The organism is Pseudomonas sp. PS01297 (genome assembly GCF_029959305.1).
Taxonomy (GTDB): Bacteria; Pseudomonadota; Gammaproteobacteria; order Pseudomonadales; family Pseudomonadaceae; genus Aquipseudomonas; species Aquipseudomonas helleri.
Window position 1 is genome coordinate 12482 of sequence record NZ_JASCPQ010000030.1, and the last position, 19620, is coordinate 32101.

The 19620-nt window shown below is 59.3% G+C and carries 21 protein-coding genes and 1 tRNA gene; 10 read left to right on the plus strand and 12 right to left on the minus strand.

Annotated elements, in window-relative coordinates:
• Nucleotides 1-246, plus strand: a complete 246-nt coding sequence (locus tag QMX84_RS11305) for a DUF1272 domain-containing protein (RefSeq protein WP_082148605.1) — start codon at nucleotides 1-3, stop codon at nucleotides 244-246.
• Nucleotides 247-249: 3 nt separating this feature from the next.
• Here the strand turns inward: QMX84_RS11305 and QMX84_RS11310 are convergent, their stop codons facing one another.
• The 8 genes from QMX84_RS11310 to QMX84_RS11345 all read right to left on the minus strand — a co-directional run bounded on the left by QMX84_RS11310 (nucleotide 250) and on the right by QMX84_RS11345 (nucleotide 7474).
• A complete protein-coding gene (locus tag QMX84_RS11310; protein WP_262126624.1) occupies nucleotides 250-1290 on the minus strand; it encodes a PDDEXK nuclease domain-containing protein in 1041 nt (346 codons plus the stop codon).
• Between the two features lie 189 nt (nucleotides 1291-1479).
• Nucleotides 1480-1731, minus strand: a complete 252-nt coding sequence (locus tag QMX84_RS11315) for a DUF3077 domain-containing protein (RefSeq protein WP_262126625.1) — start codon at nucleotides 1729-1731, stop codon at nucleotides 1480-1482.
• A 449-nt stretch (nucleotides 1732-2180) separates the two neighbouring features.
• Nucleotides 2181-3050 (minus strand): alpha/beta fold hydrolase, encoded by an 870-nt coding sequence (locus tag QMX84_RS11320; RefSeq protein WP_262126626.1) that lies wholly within the window; start codon nucleotides 3048-3050, stop codon nucleotides 2181-2183.
• 59 nt (nucleotides 3051-3109) lie between these two features.
• On the minus strand, nucleotides 3110-3580 hold the full coding sequence (locus QMX84_RS11325) for a hypothetical protein (RefSeq protein WP_048366808.1): 471 nt from the start codon (nucleotides 3578-3580) through the stop codon (nucleotides 3110-3112).
• 167 nt (nucleotides 3581-3747) lie between these two features.
• Nucleotides 3748-3823 (minus strand) — tRNA-Phe (locus QMX84_RS11330).
• 104 nt (nucleotides 3824-3927) lie between these two features.
• On the minus strand, nucleotides 3928-4200 hold the full coding sequence (locus QMX84_RS11335; RefSeq protein ID WP_048366799.1) for an oxidative damage protection protein: 273 nt from the start codon (nucleotides 4198-4200) through the stop codon (nucleotides 3928-3930).
• On the minus strand, nucleotides 4197-5264 hold the full coding sequence (mutY, locus tag QMX84_RS11340) for an A/G-specific adenine glycosylase (protein ID WP_048388924.1): 1068 nt from the start codon (nucleotides 5262-5264) through the stop codon (nucleotides 4197-4199). Before mutY ends, QMX84_RS11335 begins: the two co-directional genes overlap by 4 nt.
• Nucleotides 5261-7474 (minus strand): AsmA family protein, encoded by a 2214-nt coding sequence (locus tag QMX84_RS11345; protein WP_282363835.1) that lies wholly within the window; start codon nucleotides 7472-7474, stop codon nucleotides 5261-5263. Before QMX84_RS11345 ends, mutY begins: the two co-directional genes overlap by 4 nt.
• Before the next feature lie 294 nt (nucleotides 7475-7768).
• On the opposite strand from QMX84_RS11345, the gene QMX84_RS11350 reads away from it, so the two are divergent.
• The 7 genes from QMX84_RS11350 to QMX84_RS11380 all read left to right on the plus strand — a co-directional run bounded on the left by QMX84_RS11350 (nucleotide 7769) and on the right by QMX84_RS11380 (nucleotide 13550).
• Nucleotides 7769-9430: an OFA family MFS transporter gene (locus tag QMX84_RS11350; RefSeq protein WP_282363836.1), complete on the plus strand. Its 1662-nt coding sequence runs from the start codon at nucleotides 7769-7771 to the stop codon at nucleotides 9428-9430.
• 178 nt (nucleotides 9431-9608) lie between these two features.
• Nucleotides 9609-10202: an imidazoleglycerol-phosphate dehydratase HisB gene (gene hisB, locus QMX84_RS11355; protein ID WP_048366795.1), complete on the plus strand. Its 594-nt coding sequence runs from the start codon at nucleotides 9609-9611 to the stop codon at nucleotides 10200-10202.
• A complete protein-coding gene (hisH, locus tag QMX84_RS11360) occupies nucleotides 10202-10840 on the plus strand; it encodes an imidazole glycerol phosphate synthase subunit HisH (protein ID WP_123751026.1) in 639 nt (212 codons plus the stop codon). The genes hisB and hisH overlap by 1 nt, the downstream gene beginning before the upstream one ends.
• A complete protein-coding gene (locus QMX84_RS11365; protein WP_048366793.1) occupies nucleotides 10840-11100 on the plus strand; it encodes a DUF2164 domain-containing protein in 261 nt (86 codons plus the stop codon). The genes hisH and QMX84_RS11365 overlap by 1 nt, the downstream gene beginning before the upstream one ends.
• Nucleotides 11101-11139: 39 nt before the next feature.
• A complete protein-coding gene (gene hisA, locus QMX84_RS11370; protein ID WP_123751027.1) occupies nucleotides 11140-11877 on the plus strand; it encodes a 1-(5-phosphoribosyl)-5-[(5-phosphoribosylamino)methylideneamino]imidazole-4-carboxamide isomerase in 738 nt (245 codons plus the stop codon).
• A 10-nt stretch (nucleotides 11878-11887) separates the two neighbouring features.
• Entirely contained in the window at nucleotides 11888-12658 is a 771-nt protein-coding gene (gene hisF, locus QMX84_RS11375; RefSeq protein ID WP_048388931.1) for an imidazole glycerol phosphate synthase subunit HisF, read from the plus strand.
• Between the two features lie 136 nt (nucleotides 12659-12794).
• Nucleotides 12795-13550: an ABC transporter substrate-binding protein gene (locus tag QMX84_RS11380; RefSeq protein WP_262126629.1), complete on the plus strand. Its 756-nt coding sequence runs from the start codon at nucleotides 12795-12797 to the stop codon at nucleotides 13548-13550.
• A gap of 71 nt (nucleotides 13551-13621) precedes the next feature.
• On the opposite strand, the gene QMX84_RS11385 is transcribed toward QMX84_RS11380, so the two are convergent.
• From QMX84_RS11385 to gpmI, 4 genes are all read right to left on the minus strand, one after another.
• Nucleotides 13622-14404 (minus strand): divergent polysaccharide deacetylase family protein, encoded by a 783-nt coding sequence (locus tag QMX84_RS11385; RefSeq protein ID WP_282363838.1) that lies wholly within the window; start codon nucleotides 14402-14404, stop codon nucleotides 13622-13624.
• 2 nt (nucleotides 14405-14406) lie between these two features.
• Nucleotides 14407-15720, minus strand: coding sequence for a S41 family peptidase (locus QMX84_RS11390; RefSeq protein WP_153334308.1), 1314 nt, complete (start codon nucleotides 15718-15720; stop codon nucleotides 14407-14409).
• A gap of 36 nt (nucleotides 15721-15756) precedes the next feature.
• Entirely contained in the window at nucleotides 15757-17043 is a 1287-nt protein-coding gene (locus tag QMX84_RS11395; RefSeq protein ID WP_048366787.1) for a murein hydrolase activator EnvC, read from the minus strand.
• Nucleotides 17044-17253: 210 nt separating this feature from the next.
• Nucleotides 17254-18789 carry a 2,3-bisphosphoglycerate-independent phosphoglycerate mutase gene (gene gpmI / locus QMX84_RS11400; RefSeq protein ID WP_282363839.1) on the minus strand — a complete coding sequence of 512 codons (1536 nt, stop codon included), beginning with the start codon at nucleotides 18787-18789 and terminating at the stop codon, nucleotides 17254-17256.
• A gap of 147 nt (nucleotides 18790-18936) precedes the next feature.
• Between gpmI and QMX84_RS11405 the strand changes: the two genes are divergently transcribed.
• Together QMX84_RS11405 and grxC are read left to right on the plus strand one after the other, a co-directional pair.
• Complete coding sequence (locus QMX84_RS11405; RefSeq protein WP_048366785.1) at nucleotides 18937-19350, plus strand: rhodanese-like domain-containing protein; 414 nt, start codon at nucleotides 18937-18939, stop codon at nucleotides 19348-19350.
• A 2-nt stretch (nucleotides 19351-19352) separates the two neighbouring features.
• Nucleotides 19353-19607: a glutaredoxin 3 gene (gene grxC, locus QMX84_RS11410; RefSeq protein WP_048386465.1), complete on the plus strand. Its 255-nt coding sequence runs from the start codon at nucleotides 19353-19355 to the stop codon at nucleotides 19605-19607.
• The last annotated feature ends 13 nt before the right edge of the window (nucleotides 19608-19620 follow it).

Sequence of the window (19620 nt, forward strand, 5' to 3'; positions counted from 1 at the left end):
ATGCTCGAACTACGCCCCAGTTGCGAATGTTGTGATTTGGACCTGCCGCCAGACTCCGCTCAAGCACGGATTTGCTCGTTCGAATGCACGTTTTGTGCGGCGTGCGTTGAACAGAAACTGGGCGGCATTTGCCCTAACTGTGAAGGCGAGCTGTTGCCACGCCCGCGCCGCCCCGCGAGCAAACTCGCAAACAACCCGCCGTCGACGGCACGGGTGTACAAACCCGACGGGTGTTTTGCCCGGTGAGGTTTAAGCGCCAGAGGCCTCGATCAGCGCTTGCTCGCGGTCGAGCTCGGCGCGAAGCTCGTCCTCGGTCGGCAAAACAAGCGTGTACTTGCTGGCAAATAGTTGCTCATTGCCATTGAGTACCGAGTAGCGCACCACCGAGGCATCTTTTTGTGCGCACAGAATGATGCCCACTGTCGGGCAATCTTCGGGACCGCGCTTGAGGTCGTCATACAGGCGCACGTACATATCCATCTGGCCAATGTCCTGATGGGTCAACTCGCCGCGTTTCAAATCAAAGATCACAAAGCATTTGAGCAAGTAGTTGTAGAACACCAGGTCGACGTAAAAATCTTTGCTCTCGGTGCTGATTCGCTGCTGGCGGGCAACGAAAGCAAAGCCTTTACCGAGCTCCAGCAAAAAGCCTTGCAGGTGATCGATCAAGGCTTGCTCCAGCCCGGTCTCAAAAAGCCCGGTAACGGTGGGCATCCCCAAAAATTCCAGCAGTACCGGGTCGCGTACAAATTCGCGTGGGCTTTTATTCAGCGGCGCTACGTTGGTTGCTGCTTCTTGCTTGACGGCTGTGCGGTCTTGGCTGACCAACAGCCGTTCGTAGTAAAGCGTGCCGATTTGACGCTCAAGCGCGCGGGTCGACCAATTCAGCACGGCGCATTCGTTCATGTACCACTGGCGTGCGCTGTCGTTTTCAACGCGTAACAGGGTGCGGTAATGGGTCCAGCTCAATTCGTGACGCAGTGCGTCACACTTTGGAAAGGCCTGATAGAAAAGCCGCATGTAGCGAAGGTTGGACGTATCAAAGCCTTTTCCAAACTCGAGTGTCAGGGCTTTGGCCAGCGTCGGTAGCAGTTGTTTGCCATAGGCGGCACGGGCAGCCCCGACTTGTTCGTATTCGATGATATGCCGGCCCATGTGCCAGCAGGTGTGCACGTGCAGCGTATCGACCACGCGCAGGGCCTTTTGTCGTGCCTGGCGAATCAGTTCACCCAAAGAACCCAGCAAGGGCGCTAAATCGGAGTCGCAAGGGACAGGTAGCGGAGGATTCATTGTTATTGCCGCGCATTGACCTAAAGAGCCAATGAGGATGTCACTGCCAATTCGTATTAGCTGCTGGTTTTTTGTGGGATATCTCTTTGATTTGACGGTGAAAATATTGGATTGGCGACACTCTGTAGGAGCGAGCGTGTCTCGCGATCTTTTGACCTTGGGATTCGCTCGCAGAGGTAAAGCGGGTGTTTACGCGTCAGGGATCAGCGAATCGACCGTCGCTTTGGCCGCGCGCAGGGCGTGGCACAGCAGGAAGGCTTGATGGGCGTCGATCAGGGCGGTGCCGGTGGCTACGGCGTCCAGTGAGTGAGCGGCGGCAGACAGCAGTTCAGAGGCGCTGTGTAACGCATCGGCAGCGGGGATGTCGGGCCTGACGCTGAACAGCAAATGGTCGCGACCGGTTTCATGGAAGGCGAGGGCGTTGGTGTGGGATTGGGTCATGCATTTCTCCAACTTTTTGAGTAAGAGCTGACACGATCCTTCCTACGAGATTGGGTGGCAGCCATGTGCGGGGTAGGAATACCGGGAAAGTTGGCACCCGGCCAGACCGAAGTCTGCCCGCACACAGCTGCCATAGAGCGTTATCTCAGGCATAAAAAAACGCCGGAGATACAGTCTTGGGCGCTACGCGCCAACTTTTATCGGGTTCCTACACCCGGCCACGGGATTGACCGCGACGCAGCGGACTCTAACGTTCACACCCGCTATTGGCAATAGGCCCAAAAGCCCCTCACCCCAACCCTCTCCCGGAGGGAGAGGGAGCTTTACCGCGGTGTTTTCAGATTCCGCGCAGAGCTTTACCGAGGTGTTTTCAGATTCAGTGCAGTACCGTCAGCGTGCAGAAAGCCTTCAGCATCCCCCAATCAGTTCCTTCTCCCTCCGGGAGAGGGCTAGGGTGAGGGCGCTTTAAAGGAACACACCCGCCCCGGCATCCCCGTCGCCAATTCCCCCTGACGCAACCATTGCAACGCAATCGGCCACAAGCTGTCTTGAAAACGGCTATGAAAAAACGCGAAATGCCCAATGGCCGCCTCGCCGATTTCTTGGGGGGCTATGCGCAAGTGCGTACGCGGGCTGGCGCTGAAATGGCTCAGCAGGCGCTCAGTGGCTGCCACTGTGCCAAAAGGATCGTCGCTAAGGCTGATAGCGAGGGTGTTGGCCGTGACCGATGAAAAGGGCAGGGCAGCCCGTTTGCGTGCGCTGGGCAACTGCTCGTAGCGCGTGCCCAGGCCGCACCAGTCGCCAACCACGCCTGCCGGTGTGTCTTCGAGCCAGCCCAGGCGTTTGCCCGGGAAGTAGCCGCACACCCGCGTCAGCAGCGGCATCACCCCATGCCATTTGGCGAGCATGGACCAGCGCTGATCAGCCGCATAGTCGCGCCAGTGGGCAAACTGCGCGCCCACCGTCACCAGATTGCGGATCACCGCCCCGGACGCCCCCAGGCCCGCTGCACAGCCGCCAAAGCTGTGACCGACCACATCGACAGGTTGGCCGGGGTATTCGCGCTGTGCGCGCTGGAGCAAGGCTTCAAAGTCGAGCGCGCCCCAATCCGACCATGAGGCTTGAAACCCGCGCAGCGACCCGGCACGTGAAACCCCGATGCCCCGGTAATCAAACAGCATCACGTCCAGCCCGTGGCTAAACAGGTACTCAGCAAAGCGCGAGTAATACGTGCAGCGCACCGACGTCGCGGCGTTGATGATCACCACTGCCCGCGTCGGGTCGCCAGCGCCATGGCGCCACTCAACACCGCCCAGCACATAACCGTCAGCGGCGGGCTCGGTAAACGCCCGGCTGACAGGTGGGGTCAGCGCTGCGGTCAGTGCGCGCTCCGGGTGTTGCGCTCTTGCAGCAAGCGCGAGGCCTCGACATAGGCTTTCTGGAAGGCCGGTGTTTCGATCCAGGCCACGGCGCTGTCTTCGTCATCGCCATGAATGGCAATGCGGTACTCGATCAACAAGCCCATCAGGAAGTCCGTGGCGCTGTCTTCTTCCTCTTCGGAAATCACCAACTCCAGCACCGGGTACTGCAGGAACACCGTGCACATCGCTTGCAGGTTAATGGCCTCGGCGGCCTTCATGACCTGGAACAGATCATCGTAATCGGCCGGGTCAAAACCGTTGTCGAGGATGTCCTGGAAGTTAAACGTACTCAGATCGATTTTGACGTCATCGAACGGATGATCCATCAAGCTGCTGGCCGACGTTTTGGCCGGCTTGCCGATGCGGTTCTGCTTGGCCTTGGATTTGGCCCGCTGCGCATTCTTTTGCTGTTTTTTAGGCGATGACATTAAAAGGGTGTGTCCTTGCAGGCTGAAGAGAGGATTGAACCTCATCTCTTTGCAATCGCCAAGAGAGGTGGCGCTTACGGATAAAAATCGCGCGCAACAAAAAACCCGCACTAGGCGGGTTTTTTGTTTGCTTTGGCGTGGCGTGAACACCACATCAAAGCTGAATGTGGTGCCCAGAGACGGAATCGAACCGCCGACACGGGGATTTTCAATCCCCTGCTCTACCGACTGAGCTATCTGGGCAACGGGGCGCATTAGAAGCTTTTTCTGAGGGTCCGTCAAACACTTTTTTCAAAAAATTTTAATTATTACCGTCGCTTACGGACCAAACCCTTTAAAACCGGGGTTTACTCGCTCGGCGGAACGTAGCCTTCTGCCTTGGCATATTCTTCACCGCTGAAGAACTTATCCATCTCGCCCTGCAAATATTTTCGATCTTCGGCGTTCATCATGTTCAAACGCTTCTCGTTGATCAGCAAGGTTTGGTGTTTTTGCCAGTCAGCCCAGGCTTTTGCCGAGACGTGGTCGAAAATGTCCTGACCTTTGGCGCCCGGGAATGGGGCGCGCTCGAGGGCGGGCAGTTCTTCTTTGTATTTGCGGCACATGAGGGTGCGGGTCATGAGGTCTCTCCTGCGTGGATTAGGTCGGCTGCACGTTTGAGCAGCTTCTTCACCGGGGCAGCAAGGCCCAGGCGCGGCGGGGTGGCGAGGTTATACCAGAGCCAGTCAGCCTCGGCCACGTGATGGCCTGCCTCCTGGACCTGGATCAACCAGGGCTCAATGGCCAGTTGGAAGTGGCTGAAGGTGTGGGTCAGGCCAGGCAGTTCGTGATGCTCGCCCAGGGCCAGCGCGTGTTGCTGGGCCAGCGACTCGATGTCATTGAAGTCATCCAGCTCGGGCAGGCTCCACAGGCCGCCCCACAAACCGGTCGACGGGCGGCGGTAAAGCAGAATCTCGCCGTCGGCGTTGGCCAGCATCGGCATCAGCGTGCGCTTTTGCGGGATGGTTTTGCGCGGCTTGGGAATCGGGTAGCGCGTTTCGAGGCCGAGCATGTGCGCTTCGCAGTGCGTTTCCAGCGGGCACAGCAGGCAACTGGGCTTGCTGCGGGTGCAGAGCGTGGCGCCCATGTCCATCATCGCCTGGGTGTAGGCGTTGACCCGGTCATAGGGCGTGAAGCGCTCGGCGGTGGCCCACAGCTGTTTGGCGACCTTGGGCTCGCCCGGGTAGCCTTCTTGCGCGGTAAAGCGGGCCAGCACCCGTTTGACGTTGCCGTCGAGGATCGGCGCGCGCAGGCCCATGCTCAGGCTGGCAATCGCCCCGGCTGTAGACAGGCCAATGCCGGGCAGCTCGACCAGCTTTTCAACGTCACGCGGGAATTCGCCGTCGTACTGCTCGACGACGATCTTCGCGGTCTTTTGCAAATTGCGGGCGCGGGTGTAGTAACCAAGGCCGGTCCACAGGTGCAGCACTTCGTCTTCGGGGGCTGCGGCCAAGGCTTCGACCGTTGGCAATGAGGCCATAAAGCGGTCGAAGTAGTTGAGCACGGTGCTGACTTGAGTCTGCTGCAACATGATTTCCGAGACCCACACCCGGTAAGGGGTGATGCCCTGTTGCCAGGGCAAGTCGTGGCGGCCGTGGCGGTCATACCAATCGAGCACGGCACTTGCGAACTGCTCATCCCTCATCGTTTGAACAGCCCTTTAAGCGCGTCTTTGAGTTCGGGGCTGACTTTGTCACCGAGTTTTTCTTCAAGTTTTTCGCTCAGTTTGTTGCCGGCGGCTTTAACGGCGACTTTGCCCAAGCCTTCTTTGTCCAGGCGGCAGGCCTTGGCGCCCAGTTCCAGCGGGCCACGGCAGCGCAAGGGCAGCTCGATACCGACGAAGTTTTTGCCCACTTGGCACGCCGGGTCGGGCATGGGGCGGGTGTCGCCTTCGATGGTGATGCCAATGCGGTAGTCCATGCCCAATACGCGCAGGTCGATGTCGCCATCGCCTTTGACGCTCAGGCCGGGAATGCGCACCACCAGGTCCTGGTTGCTGGCCACGCCGTTACGGAACACCAGGCTGCCCTTGAGTTCGTTGAAGGGCGTGTCTTTGCCCAGCGGGGCGCCGCTCAGGGTTTTGCGGTTGAGCGTGGAGATGGCTTTGCACAGTTGCTGTTCAATGTTGGCATTGAGCAGCACGCCGTTGTTGAGGGCGAAGCTGGCGGTGCCGTTGAGGCTCTGGATCAGCGCGCTCTGGCTGTTGCCGCTGCCGGTCACGTTGCTGTTGAGGGTCAACAAGCCGGTGACGGGCGATGTTTGCCCCTGGCTCTGGAGGATCTTCTCGACCGGCACACTGGTGATGCGGGTTTGCAGTTTGACCACCGGCAACACCGGCTGCACATTCAGGCTGCCGTTGGCGGCAAACGTGCCTTTGTAGAGGCTGCCGCTGAGATTTTCGAGGGTCAGCACACCGTCTTTGCTGTTGGCTTTGAGTGCTGCATTCTGAATGGGCAATTTGCTCAGGGTCAGTTGGCCAAAGCTGATGTCGGCGTTCAGGTCCAGGGTTTTCAGGCGCTCGACGGGGATGATCTTGGTGGTGCTCCAGCCGCTTTTGGTTGGCGCATCCGGCAGCGGACTGTCACCCGAGGCGGTCAATGCGCTGGCTTCGCTGCCTTGCACTTCGGCCTGACGCGCAGCCTTGGCGCCATTGGCTTCGGCTGATTTAGGCGGTAGGTAGCGATCAGCGTCGAACGTGTCGCCTTTGAGCTGAATACGCAAGGCTTGCTTGGCGAAGTCTTCGACGGCGATGCGGCCATTGAAGGTGCTGTCATCGAGGCTCAGCTTGAGGTCATCAAAGCTCACGCTAGTCGGCGTAGCGGAGAGCTGGGTGACCAGTTCGAACTTGCTCAGGCTGCCCGGCGCCATGGTGGGCAGGGGCTGGCCGATGCTGTCGAGGAACTTGGCCAGGTCAAGCTGTGCAATCGACAGGCCGCCGCTGATTTGTGGAGTTTTGTCGAGGCTGTTGGCCTTGAGTTCACCGAGGGCGCGCAACTGGTTGGCAGAAATCTTCAGGCTGCTCCATTCGGCGACGTTCGCTGCCATATCGACCAAAAGCTGGCCAGAAGCCGAGAAGTTCATGGTTTTGCCTTGCAGCGGCTCGCCCGAGGCTTCGCCCACGATCTTCATGTCTTCGAGCTGATAACGCTTGAGCACGCGGTCAAAACGCAGCTTGCCGTCGAGTTCAGTCTTGACCCGCATCACCGGCTGGTTGGTGCCCAGAAAGGCGGTCAATTTGACCGGGATGCTGGTGGCCTCGTGAACCGGGCCGGTGCTCAGCTGGATGCTCTCGGCGCTGAACTGCTTGCCGGTCTGCTCGTCGCTGTATTCAACGCGGGCGTTGTTCACGGTCAGGCTGTCGATGTCGAGCTTGATCGGCTGGCTGGCGGTGTCTGCGGCAGCAGGCTTGGTGCTGTCGGTGGCGGCTGTTTCAGTGCCGGGCGCAGCGGGTGCAGGCTTGCCGATGTCTTCCCAGTTGCCGCGACCGTCTTTGTCGCGCGTCAGGTGCAGGTTCAGGCCTTCGACCCGAACGTCGCTCATTTGCACTTCTTTGCGCAGCAGCGGCAGCACGCGCACTGACAGGCCGAGCATTTGCAGGTCGGCAAAAGGCTGGTCGGGGGCTGTCAGGGTCGCCACGCTGGCGTCGTGCAGTTCCAGGCCAAGCCACGGGAAGAGGCTCCAACCGATGTCGCCATTGAGGGTCAGCTCAATGTGGGCTTTGTCACGGGCTATCTGGCGGATCTCGTCTTTGTAATCGTTGGGATCGAACAGGTGGCTGAGGGCAAAGCCCAGCGCCACGATGATCAGCAACAACCCGAGAAGCACCAGACCCAGGATTTTGCCGAACGCTTTCATGGGCGAGTCCTTGTAAGTCTGTTGGGAGGTGAGTTTCAAATTTAGCCGCTGAGTATAGCGCCACGCGATGACGGACTGGGGCGCGGATAGTGTCAGAACAGTTTGCCGATGAAAGACCGCATCAGCGCAGGCTTTGGCCTACGCTCAAATGGTAATCTCCGTCCGTTTTCCAGGGCTTCCAGGGCGTAGTGTCTTGCCTTGATCTGAATCCTACAAAATGGCTGTGCGCTATAAGGCGCCAAAGTCGGGGGTTGAGCGTACCTGGGGAACATTCCATCCATGGGGGAGATAACAATGACAACCAGTACTGTCGCGGGCAACCCTGCCTCGCAGCCTGCGTTTTTGTCCAAAGAACGCATCATCGCCAAACCCGGTTTCAACCGCTGGCTGGTTCCGCCTGCCGCGTTGGCCATTCACTTGTGCATCGGTATGGCTTACGGTTTTTCCGTGTTTTGGCTGCCATTGTCTAAAGCGGTAGGCATCACCCAAGCCGTTGCTTGCGCGCCGGACATGAGTTTTATCGCGCAGGTGTTCTCATCGCAATGCGACTGGCCGATCTCGATGCTCGGCTGGATCTACACCTTGTTCTTCATCTTTCTGGGCTGCTCGGCAGCGGTGTGGGGCGGTTGGCTGGAACATGCCGGGCCACGCAAGGCGGGTGTGGTCTCGGCATTGTGCTGGTGCGGCGGCCTGCTGATTTCGGCGCTGGGCATTTATACCCACCAAATCTGGCTGATGTGGCTGGGTTCGGGGGTGATCGGCGGTATCGGTCTGGGCCTGGGTTACATCTCGCCCGTGTCGACGCTGATCAAGTGGTTCCCGGACAAACGCGGCATGGCCACCGGCATGGCGATCATGGGCTTCGGCGGCGGGGCCATGGTGGGCGCACCGTTGGCGACTGCGTTGATGGGGCATTTTGCCGGGCCGGATGGCGTGGGTGTGTGGCAGAGCTTTGTGGCCATGGCGGCGATTTACTTCGTGTTCATGATCGGTGGCGCTTTGTCGTACCGCGTGCCGCCGACCGGCTGGAAGCCCGCAGGCTGGACGCCTTCGCCGAACAAGGTGGCCAACTCGATGATCACCAAGCGCCATGTGCACGTGAGCGTGGCCTGGAAAACACCGCAGTTTGCTTTGGTGTGGCTGGTGTTGTGCCTGAACGTGTCGGCCGGTATCGGCATTCTGGGCATGGCCTCGCCGTTGTTGCAGGAGGTGTTCGCCGGCAAGTTGCTGGGCAACGACCTGTCGTTCAGCCAGCTGGACGCTGTGCAACTGGGCCAGATCGCGGCCATCGCGGCCGGGTTCACCGGTTTGTTGAGCTTGTTCAACATTGGCGGGCGATTCTTTTGGGCGTCGTTCTCGGACTACCTGGGGCGCAAAAACACCTATTTTGTGTTTTTCGCGCTGGGCTTTGCGCTGTACGCGATGGTTCCCAACCTGGGGCATCTGGGCAACGTGTCGCTGTTTGTGGCGGCGTTCTGCATCATCTTGTCGATGTACGGCGGTGGTTTTGCCACGGTGCCGGCTTACTTGGCGGACTTGTTCGGCACGCAAATGGTCGGGGCCATTCACGGCCGCTTGCTGACCGCCTGGGCGGCGGCGGGTGTGTTGGGGCCGGTATTGGTCAACTACCTGCGCGAGTACCAGTTGAGCATCGGGGTGCCACGCGCGGCGGCCTATGACATCACCTTGTACATCTTGGCGGGCCTGCTGGTGCTGGGCTTTATCTGCAACCTGCTGGTGCGCCCGGTGGCTGACAAGTACTTCATGACCGACGCGCAACTGGCGGCTGAGCAAGCGCTGGGGCATGACAAAGGCGCCGATGTGACGACCTCGCTGGAATGGAAAGCCGCGCCGGGCAGCCGTCCCTTGACCATTGCCGCGTGGTTGGCGGTGGGCATTCCCCTGTTGTGGGGTGTGTGGGTCACGGTGCAGAAAACAGCGGTGCTGTTTCACTAATACCCGTGGTTAATCTGTAGGAGCGAGCTTGCCTCGCGAGCTTTAAAGATCAAAAGATCGCGAGGCGAGCTCGCTCCTACAGTGTTTTGCGTACGCTCATCCCCTTCCATGTTTCTGTTTGCCTGACCCGTGCCTATAATGGCCACCTTTTTCGCCCAATGATTTTGCGGAGCTGGTGATGGCCGAACGTAAGGCGTCAGTCGAGCGCGATACTCTGGAAACCCAGATCAAAGCCTCGATCAACTTGGATGGTACCGGTAAGGCCCGATTCGATATCGGTGTGCCTTTTCTTGAGCACATGCTCGACCAGATCGCCCGGCATGGGCTGATCGACCTGGACATCGAGTGCAAAGGCGACCTGCATATCGACGATCACCATACCGTCGAGGACGTTGGCATTACCCTGGGTAAAGCCTTCAACCAAGCGGTCGGCGACAAAAAAGGCATGACCCGCTACGGTCACGCTTATGTCCCGCTGGATGAAGCGCTGTCGCGCGTGGTCATCGATTTTTCGGGCCGTCCTGGCCTGCAAATGCATGTTCCGTACACCCGTGCCACCGTCGGCGGTTTCGACGTTGACCTGTTTCAAGAGTTCTTCCAGGGCTTTGTGAACCACGCCAACGTGACACTGCACATCGACAACCTGCGCGGCACCAACACCCACCACCAGATCGAAACCGTGTTCAAGGCTTTCGGCCGCGCACTGCGCATGGCGATCACGCTCGATGAGCGTATGGCCGGGCAAATGCCATCGACCAAGGGCGTACTCTGATGCAGACAGTGGCGGTTATCGATTACGGCATGGGTAACTTGCACTCGGTGGCCAAGGCGCTGGAACACGTGGGCGCCGGCCGGGTGTTGATCACCAGCGATGCCAACGTGATTCGCGAAGCCGACCGCGTGGTGTTCCCGGGTGTGGGCGCGATTCGCGACTGCATGGCTGAAATCCGCCGTTTGGGTTTCGACTCGCTGGTGCGTGAAGTCAGCCAGGACCGTCCTTTTCTGGGTATTTGCGTCGGCATGCAAGCCCTGCTCGACAGCAGCGAAGAGAACGGCGGCGTCGACTGCATCGGCCTGTTCCCGGGCCAGGTGAAGTTTTTCGGCAAAGACCTTCATGAAGAGGGCGAGCACCTCAAGGTGCCGCACATGGGCTGGAACGAAGTGCAGCAGAAGGTCGATCACCCGCTGTGGCACAGCATTCCGGACCTGGCGCGCTTCTACTTTGTGCACAGCTACTACATCTCGGCGGGCAACCCTCGCCAGGTGGTCGGTGGCGGGCATTACGGCGTCGACTTCGCGGCTGCGCTGGCCGAAGGCTCGCGTTTCGCGGTGCAGTTCCACCCCGAGAAGAGCCACACCCACGGCTTGCAGTTGCTGGAAAACTTCGTTGCCTGGGACGGCCGCTGGTAATGGCGCCGCGCAAGCCGAAGCTGCCGATTCTCACGCTCACCCCAGAGCAAGAGAGCGAAGCCACCAGCAAAATTAAACGCTTTATGGAAGACCGCTTCGAACTGGACCTGGGTTCGTTTGAAGCGGCTGAAATCCTTGAGCTGTTCACTCGCGAAATCGCGCCGCATTACTACAATCGCGCGATTTTCGATGTGCAGACGCACCTCAAAGAGAGGTTCGAGAGCATCGAAAGCGACCTGTGGGCACTTGAAAAGAATTGATTTTCGAGTCACTGACTCCCGAATTTGAAGGTTTGCCAGATGCTGATTATCCCCGCTATCGATCTTAAAGACGGTGCCTGTGTACGTCTGCGCCAAGGCCGTATGGAAGATTCCACGGTGTTCTCCGATGACCCGGTGAGCATGGCCGCCAAATGGGTAGAAGGCGGTTGCCGTCGTCTGCATCTGGTTGACCTGAACGGCGCCTTTGAAGGCCAGCCGGTCAACGGTGAGGTGGTGACTGCCATCGCCAAGCGTTACCCGCACCTGCCGATCCAGATTGGCGGCGGCATTCGCTCGCTGGAGACCATCGAGCACTACGTCAAGGCGGGCGTGAGCTATGTGATCCTGGGCACCAAAGCGGTCAAGAACCCGGAGTTCGTGGCTGAAGCCTGCCGTGCCTTCCCCGGCAAAATCATTGTCGGCATGGATGCGCAAGATGGCTTCGTGGCCACTGACGGCTGGGCTGAAGTCAGCAACGTGCAGGTCATCGACCTGGCCAAGCGCTTTGAAGCCGACGGCGTGTCGGCCATCGTTTATACCGACATCGCCAAAGACGGCATGATGCAGGGCTGCAACGTGGAGTTCACCGCAGCCTTGGCCGCGGCCACTAGCATCCCGGTGATCGCGTCGGGCGGTATCCACAACCTGGGCGATATCAAAGCCCTGCTGGACGCCAAGGCGCCGGGCATCGTGGGCGCCATCACTGGCCGCGCCATCTACGAAGGCACCTTGGATGTCGCCGAAGCGCAAGCCTTCTGCGACAGCTACAAGGGCTGAGGAGAACCGCATGGCGCTGGCCAAACGCATCATCCCTTGCCTGGACGTGGATAACGGTCGGGTTGTGAAGGGCGTTAAATTTGAGAACATCCGCGATGCGGGTGACCCGGTCGAGATCGCCCGTCGCTATGACGAGCAAGGGGCTGACGAGATTACCTTTCTCGACATCACCGCCAGCGTCGATGGCCGCGACACCACGCTGCATACCGTTGAGCGCATGGCCAGCCAGGTGTTTATCCCGCTGACCGTGGGCGGCGGCGTGCGTTGCATTCAAGACATTCGCAACCTGCTCAATGCCGGTGCCGACAAGGTGTCGATCAACACGGCGGCGGTGTTCAACCCGGAGTTTGTGGGCGAAGCCGCGCAGCATTTCGGCTCGCAGTGCATCGTGGTCGCCATTGATGCGAAAAAAGTCTCGCAGCCGGGTGAAACCCCGCGTTGGGAAATCTTCACCCATGGCGGGCGCAAGCCGACCGGGCTCGACGCGGTCGAGTGGGCGATGAAGATGGAAGGCTTGGGCGCCGGTGAGATCCTGCTGACCAGCATGGATCAGGACGGCATGAAAAGCGGTTTTGACCTGGGCGTGACCCGTGCCATCAGCGACGCGCTGGGCATTCCGGTCATCGCTTCCGGGGGCGTCGGCAACCTGCAGCATTTGGCCGATGGCATCCTGGAAGGCCACGCCAGTGCCGTGCTGGCCGCCAGTATTTTCCACTTCGGCGAATACACCGTGCCAGAAGCCAAGGCCTATATGGCTGAGCGCGGGATTGTAGTGCGCTAATAGCCTGGCCCTTCAGCGCCTGCAATGGGCGCTGATGCTTCATCGTTTTACCCAATCCGGCCACACGTCCAAAGGCTACTGGACAGCATGGCAAGCCCACGGCACTCTTTGCACACCATGGATTTGGGTAAACGTTATGTTTAAGCGTCTCTGTTTCTTGCTTGCCAGTTGCACGATGTTGCTGGTGAGTAGCGTGTTTGCGGCCCCGGCCGAGCGGCCATCGCTGGTGCTGCTGACTGAAAATTTCCCGCCTTACAACATGGCCAAAAACGGCAAGAACTTTGCGCAGAACCAGAATCTTGAAGGCATTGCCGTCGATATTCTGCGTGAAACGTTCGAGCGTGCAGGCGTCGACTACAGCATGACCTTGCGCTTCCCTTGGCAGCGTATTTACAACCTGGCGATGGATAACCCCAACTACGGGGTGTTTGTAACGGCGCGGGTGCCTGAGCGTGAACACCTGTTCAAGTGGGTCGGCCCGCTTGGCCCGGACGACTGGGTGCTGCTGGCGCGGGCCAATAGCCCCATTGAACTGACCACGCTTGAGCAAGCGCGGGCCTATCGAATAGGCGCTTACAAGGACGATGTGATCGCCATGTTCCTGGAGAAGCAGGGCTACGCGCCGGTCATTGTGTTACGCGACCAGGACAACGCCAGAAAGCTGCAGGCCGGTCACATCGACCTGTGGGCCACAGGTGATCCGGCGGGGCAGTTTTTGGCCCGGCAGGTGGGTATTTCAGGGTTCAAGACGGTGCTGCGGTTTAATCAGGCGCAGTTGTTTCTGGCATTGAACAAGCAAGTGCCCGACGCCGTGGTCAGCAAATTGCAGACCGCGCTGGATCAGCTCAAGGCCGAAGGCGAACTGGACAAAATCCGCGCTCGCTACCTCTAACTCAACCTCTGCCTCGCGATCTTTTGATCTTTAAAAAGATCGCGAGGCAAGCTCGCTCCTACAAAGATGTTTCAGCGATAAACCCCGTTCTTGCCATGCGCGTCCATCGCTTGGTTGCTGCGCACGCCGATCATTTGTTTGATGTCGATCCAGTCGATGCCCCGGGCTTTGAGCTTGGGCAGTTCGCGTTCGAGCACAGCGAGGGTTTGCGGGTAGGGGTGACCGATCATGACCACCGAGCCGTGGCTGCGTGCGTGTTTGATCGCGGTGTTGAGCTGCTGGGTGATGGCGTCTTCGGTGCGCACGTTGTCCAGGAACACGTCCCGCGACACGCTGGCCAGGCCAATTTTTTGCGCCTCGGCCGCGGCAACCGTTTTGGCGCTGGTGCGGCTGTCGACGAAGAATTTGTGCCGCTGTTGCAACTCGCCCATCAACCAGGCCATCGCCTGCGGCTGAGCGGTCATGCGGCTGCCTTCATGGTTGTTGATGCCGCTGGTGTAGGGCACGGCCTTGAATGCCGCATCGAGGCGTTTGGCCAGTTCCTCCAGAGGCAGGTCGGGGTGCCAGGCAAACGGCCCTGTGGCCGGGTCCATCGGCATGTGCAGAATGACGATTTTGCCCGCCTTGTGCGCTTCACGGGCAAATTCAGCGGCGTGCGGGGTGTCGGGCATGATTGCCGTGGTCACCGGCCCCGCAAAGGCCAGAACACGCCGATCACGGGGCAGGTTTTGCCCCAGGTCGTCGATGATCAGGGTCAGGTAAGCCTTGCGCGGTGCCTCGGGGTTGCTGGCAGGCGCCGCGTGGGCGGCGCCGCTCAGGCAGCAGAGCAGGGCGATGACAGACCAGAAGCGCACCTTTAATTGCCGCGCGTGATGCTCAAGCCTTTGAGCAGGCTCAAGGCCTGGCTCAACTGGTAGTCATCGTCTTGCGGCATGGGTTTGGCTTTGGTGCCGGAGCCGGTCGGTTTGTCTGCACCGCCGTTGCCGTTGCCGAGGTGACCTTGCAGGTCGGCCTCTTTGTAGTACTCGTTGTCTTGCTCGCGGGTGATCTTGGCGCGATTGACTTCGATGTCCGGCACGATGCCCTGGGCCTGAATCGAGCGCCCGTTCGGGGTGTAGTACAGCGCGGTGGTGATCTTCAGTGCGCGGTCGTTGTTCAGCGGCAAGACGGTCTGCACCGAGCCTTTGCCGAAGCTTGGCGTGCCCATGACCACGCCACGTTTTTGATCTTGCAGGGCGCCGGCGACGATTTCGGATGCCGAGGCGCTGCCGCCGTTGATCAGCACCACCAGCGGCACAGCTTCGCTCAAGTCTTTGCCGGTGGCCGAGAAGCGCAGTTCGGAGTTTGGCAGGCGGCCTTTGGTGTACACGATCAGGCCTTTCTTGATGAAGTGGTCGACCACTTCAACGGCTGATTGCAGCACGCCGCCCGGGTTGTTACGCAGGTCAAGGATGATGCCCTTGAGCTTCTTGTTGCCGTTTTCTTTGCGCAGTTTGGCCAGCGCCGCGGCGACTTCTTCGCCGGTCTTGACCTGGAACTGGGTAATGCGGATATAGCCGTAGCCGTCTTCGAGCAGTTGTGCCTTGACGCTCTTGACCTGGATATTGGCGCGGGTCAGCGTCACATCGAATGGCGCACCGCCACCGCGAACCAGGGTCAGGGTGATTTTTTGGCCGACCTTGCCGCGCATTTTGTCCACGGCTTCGGTCATGGTCAGGCCGTTGGTAGGCTGGCCATTGATCTTGACGATGAAGTCGCCCGCCTGGATGCCGGCCTTGCTGGCGGGGGTGTCATCGATCGGCGAAACGATTTTGATATTGCCGTCTTCCGAGCCGACTTCGATGCCCAGGCCACCGAACTCGCCGCTGGTGCTTTCTTGCAGCTCGGCGAAGTCTTCGGGGCCCAGGTACGCAGAGTGCGGGTCAAGGTTGCTGAGCATGCCCTTGATGGCGTTCTCCAGCAGGGTCTTGTCGTCTACCGGTTCAACATACGCGGCCTTGATGCGGTCCATGACCTCGGCAAATGTACGCAGCTCTTCCAGCGGCAGCGGTGCCTTGGCGCTGGCAGCGGCCGCAGGCTGAGCGACTGGCTGGGCAGCAAACACCATGGGTGATCCAATCACCAGAGCGATCGTCAGGGCCAGCGAGTTGAGGCGGGACAAGTGCGGCATGTTGAACGAACTCCTACGTATTAAAGGTGATGGCACTCATCCTTGAGTGCGGCACCATTGTGCAGGGTCGCTGGGGCGGCCCTGCTGACGAATAGCAAAGTACAGCGCTGGTGTGGCTTGCCCACCGCTGTTGCCCACGGTGGAGATCACATCGCCAGCTTTCACAATGTCTCCAGCGGACTTAAGCAGGGTCTGATTGTGGCCATACAAACTTAAGTAACCGTTACCGTGGTCCAGAATGACCAGTTGCCCGGCGCCGCGCAGCCAGTCGGCAAACACCACCCGACCGCCGTGCACCGCGTGCACCTGGGTGCCCGCATTGGCGCTGATCATCACCCCGTCCCACTTGGCACGGGCGTCATCGCCACGGCTTTCACCGAAGCGGGCAAGCAATCGACCATCAACCGGCCAAGGAAGTTTGCCCCGTGCCTGAGAAAAAGGTCCGCCATAAGAGACGCCTGCACTTGAAACCAAGGCACCTGGGGTGGACTTGACCACTTTGCGTGGGGCGTCAGTAGCTACCGATTCAGCCTCACGCTGGCGTTTCTTTTCGGCTTCCTGTTGCGCGATCAGGGCTTTTTGCCGCGCCTCTTCGGCTTCGCGGGCCTGACGGGCGAGGGTTTCTTCAATGGTCTTGAGGACTTTAGCCAGATCTGCCTGATCCTGCTCGCGAGCTTGTAACTTTTGATCGCGGTTTTTGACGTCGGCGTTGATCTTGGCCAGCACTTGCTGGCGGTCAGCTCGGACTTTGTCGAGTTCGGCGCGCTGGCTGTCCAGGCTGCTTTTTTGTGTCAGCAGTTGTGCCTGTTGAGTGTTGATGTCGGATTCGACATTGGCCAACTGGCGCAGGGTTTCGTTAAACCCTTTGAGCTGGGCCAGACGGGCCTGGCTCAGATAATCGTAATAGGTGAGGGTTCGAGCGAACTTCTCGGGGTTTTGCTGGTTGAGCAGCAGCTTGAGGTATTCCTGACGGCCACCTTGATACGCGGCCCGGGCTTGAATGGCGATCAGACGTTGCTGTTCAACTTTTGCGCTGTTGAGTTTTTTCTTCTCACTATCAAGGCGCAGCAACTCGCCTTCACTCTTTTTTAGTTCTTGTTGCAGGGCCTCCACCTGCTTTTCCAGCTTGCCGATTTCGGTTTCGGTGCTGCGCAGGTCTTTTTGCGCGCCGGATTTTTCTTCCTGGAGCTTGCCGAGGAGCTTTTTCAGCTCGCCGATGTCCTGACGCGTGGCTTCCAGCTGCTGTTGAGTTTGCGCGCGCTCGTCGGCAAACGCCGGTTGGAGCAGGCATGTGAGGGTCAGAGCTATAAGGGCGCGAAGCATGGGGCGGGCGACACCTGGAGGAACGGGACGGCCTAGTATGCCCGCCAACGTTGTCTATAAGGAATGGATGAAGGTGAAATTGTGGCCTGAATCCAGTGTGTTGAGGACGTTGTAGCCGCTGCCGCAGGCTGCGATAAGGGCCGAAGGCCCTTTAATAAAGCAGGGCCGCTGCGCGCCCCATCGCAGCCTGCGGCAGCGGCTACAGGGTGCTTAGGCGTCGACCAGAATGCTGGTGCCGGTCATTTCTTTGGGCTGTGGTAGCCCCAACAGCTTGAGCATGGTCGGTGCGACGTCAGCCAGTACACCGCCTTCGCGGACTTTCAGCGCACGCTTGCCAACATAGATGAACGGTACGGGTTCGCAGGTGTGGGCGGTGTGCGCCTGACCAGTAGACTCGTCTTCCATCTGTTCAACGTTGCCGTGGTCAGCGGTGATCAGCGCTTCGCCGCCCACTTTGTCCAGCGCTTCAACGATACGACCCACGCAGGCGTCCAGGCATTCAACGGCTTTGACGGCGGCGTCGAACACACCGCTGTGGCCGACCATGTCACCGTTGGCGTAGTTGACCACGATCACGTCGTAGCGCTGGTGCTCGATGGCATCAACGATTTTGTCGGTGACCTCAGGCGCGCTCATTTCTGGCTGCAGGTCATAGGTCGCGACTTTCGGCGACGGAATCAAAATGCGCTCTTCGCCGGGGAACGGTTCTTCGCGGCCACCCGAGAAAAAGAACGTCACGTGGGCGTATTTTTCGGTTTCGGCAATGCGCAGCTGGGTTTTGCCGTTTTTTGCCAGGTAATCGCCAAGCACGTTTTCCAGGCTGCCCGGTGCGAAGGCGCTCGGGGCCGGGATGCTGGCCGCGTATTGGGTCAGCATGACGAAGCCGGCCAGTTTCGGCTGGCGTGCACGTTCGAATTCCTTGAAGCCGTCTTCCACAAACACACGGGTCAGCTCACGGGCGCGGTCGGCACGGAAGTTCATGAAGACCACGGCGTCGCCGTCTTCAACGGTCACAGGCTCACCGATGGTGGTGGGTTTTACGAACTCATCGCTTTCGCCGCGGGCATACGCGGCTTCAAGGCCTTGTTGCGCGGTGGCAGCGTTGAACTCGCCTTTGCCGTCGACGATCAGGTTGTAGGCTTGCGCCACACGGTCCCAGCGATTGTCGCGGTCCATGGCGAAGTAACGGCCAATCAGGCTGGCGATACGGCCTTTGCCGAGGGTTTTGAAGGCCTCGTCCAGCAGCTCGATCGACGATGCAGCGCTTTTAGGCGGCGTATCGCGACCATCAAGGAAGGCGTGCAGGTAGATTTTTTCAGCGCCGCGTTTAACGGCCAGCTCGGCCATCGCGATCAAGTGGTCCTGATGGCTGTGAACACCGCCATCCGACAGCAGGCCCATGATGTGCACGGCTTTGCCCGCGCCAACGGCTTTGTCCACGGCTGCGCAAATGGTCGGGTTCTCGAAGAACTCGCCGTCGCGGATCGACTTGGTGACGCGGGTGAAATCCTGATAAACCACGCGCCCGGCGCCGAGGTTCATGTGGCCGACCTCGGAGTTACCCATTTGGCCGTCCGGCAGCCCTACATCCATGCCCGAACCTGAGATCAGGCCGTTTGGCATGCTGGCGGTGAGGCGATCGAGCACAGGTTTTTTGGCTGAATAGACGGCGTTGTAATCGTGACTTTCACTGTGACCGAAGCCATCCAGGATGATCAGGATCAGAGGTTTAGGCGTGGTAGTCATAGATCCCACTCGTGGCGTGGTTAATAGAAGTATCAAGAAGATGCGCAGTTTAAAGCGAAGTTCATGTGGCGTCACCGCCGGGCGGGGTTTGGCGGGCCATGGTGCCTGTGTATACTGGCCCACATTTTCACGCCCTGGAACCTTCTGATGGTTGATCACCTGATTGCATTTGCCACTTCTCACTACCTGCTTGTAGGCGCGTTTGTCATCTTGTTGGCGTTGTTGATCGCCCATGAGGTGAGCCGCGGCGGCCGCAGCGTCAGCACCGGCGAACTGACCGGTCTGGTCAATCGCGACGAAGGCGTGGTGATTGATATTCGCCCGGCCAAAGACTTTGCTGCCGGCCACATTGTGGGTGCGCTGAACATTCCGCAAGACAAACTGATGGCGCGCATTGCCGAACTGGACAAGCACAAGGGCAAGACCCTGATCCTGGTGGATGCGGCTGGCCAGCACTCCGGCACGCACGCACGCGAACTGCTTAAAGCCGGCTACAACGCCGCCAAGCTGTCCGGCGGTATTGCGACCTGGCGTGCAGATAACCTCCCAGTGGTGAAGTAACTATGTCCAAGGTCATCGTATATTCCAGCGACTATTGCCCTTACTGCATGCGAGCCAAGGCTTTGCTGGAGAAAAAGGGTGTTGCCTTCGAAGAAATCAAAGTCGACGGCAAGCCTCAAGTTCGTGCAGAAATGACCCAAAAAGCAGGTCGTACCTCCGTTCCGCAAATTTGGATCGGCGACCGGCATGTGGGTGGATGCGATGACCTGTTTGCGCTCGAACGCGCAGGTAAATTGGATGCGCTGCTGAACGTCTGACTCTCATTCTCTA

What these genes read in the sequence shown, in the direction of transcription:
- QMX84_RS11305 (WP_082148605.1), top strand. Translation starts at nt 1, where the DNA reads ATGCTCGAACTACGCCCCAGTTGCGAATGTTGTGATTTGGACCTGCCG.
- QMX84_RS11310 (WP_262126624.1), bottom strand. Translation starts at nt 1,290, where the DNA reads ATGAATCCTCCGCTACCTGTCCCTTGCGACTCCGATTTAGCGCCCTTG.
- QMX84_RS11315 (WP_262126625.1), bottom strand. Translation starts at nt 1,731, where the DNA reads ATGACCCAATCCCACACCAACGCCCTCGCCTTCCATGAAACCGGTCGC.
- QMX84_RS11325 (WP_048366808.1), bottom strand. Translation starts at nt 3,580, where the DNA reads ATGTCATCGCCTAAAAAACAGCAAAAGAATGCGCAGCGGGCCAAATCC.
- QMX84_RS11335 (WP_048366799.1), bottom strand. Translation starts at nt 4,200, where the DNA reads ATGACCCGCACCCTCATGTGCCGCAAATACAAAGAAGAACTGCCCGCC.
- mutY (WP_048388924.1), bottom strand. Translation starts at nt 5,264, where the DNA reads ATGAGGGATGAGCAGTTCGCAAGTGCCGTGCTCGATTGGTATGACCGC.
- QMX84_RS11345 (WP_282363835.1), bottom strand. Translation starts at nt 7,474, where the DNA reads ATGAAAGCGTTCGGCAAAATCCTGGGTCTGGTGCTTCTCGGGTTGTTG.
- QMX84_RS11350 (WP_282363836.1), top strand. Translation starts at nt 7,769, where the DNA reads ATGACAACCAGTACTGTCGCGGGCAACCCTGCCTCGCAGCCTGCGTTT.
- hisB (WP_048366795.1), top strand. Translation starts at nt 9,609, where the DNA reads ATGGCCGAACGTAAGGCGTCAGTCGAGCGCGATACTCTGGAAACCCAG.
- hisH (WP_123751026.1), top strand. Translation starts at nt 10,202, where the DNA reads ATGCAGACAGTGGCGGTTATCGATTACGGCATGGGTAACTTGCACTCG.
- QMX84_RS11365 (WP_048366793.1), top strand. Translation starts at nt 10,840, where the DNA reads ATGGCGCCGCGCAAGCCGAAGCTGCCGATTCTCACGCTCACCCCAGAG.
- hisA (WP_123751027.1), top strand. Translation starts at nt 11,140, where the DNA reads ATGCTGATTATCCCCGCTATCGATCTTAAAGACGGTGCCTGTGTACGT.
- hisF (WP_048388931.1), top strand. Translation starts at nt 11,888, where the DNA reads ATGGCGCTGGCCAAACGCATCATCCCTTGCCTGGACGTGGATAACGGT.
- QMX84_RS11380 (WP_262126629.1), top strand. Translation starts at nt 12,795, where the DNA reads ATGTTTAAGCGTCTCTGTTTCTTGCTTGCCAGTTGCACGATGTTGCTG.
- QMX84_RS11390 (WP_153334308.1), bottom strand. Translation starts at nt 15,720, where the DNA reads ATGCCGCACTTGTCCCGCCTCAACTCGCTGGCCCTGACGATCGCTCTG.
- QMX84_RS11395 (WP_048366787.1), bottom strand. Translation starts at nt 17,043, where the DNA reads ATGCTTCGCGCCCTTATAGCTCTGACCCTCACATGCCTGCTCCAACCG.
- gpmI (WP_282363839.1), bottom strand. Translation starts at nt 18,789, where the DNA reads ATGACTACCACGCCTAAACCTCTGATCCTGATCATCCTGGATGGCTTC.
- QMX84_RS11405 (WP_048366785.1), top strand. Translation starts at nt 18,937, where the DNA reads ATGGTTGATCACCTGATTGCATTTGCCACTTCTCACTACCTGCTTGTA.
- grxC (WP_048386465.1), top strand. Translation starts at nt 19,353, where the DNA reads ATGTCCAAGGTCATCGTATATTCCAGCGACTATTGCCCTTACTGCATG.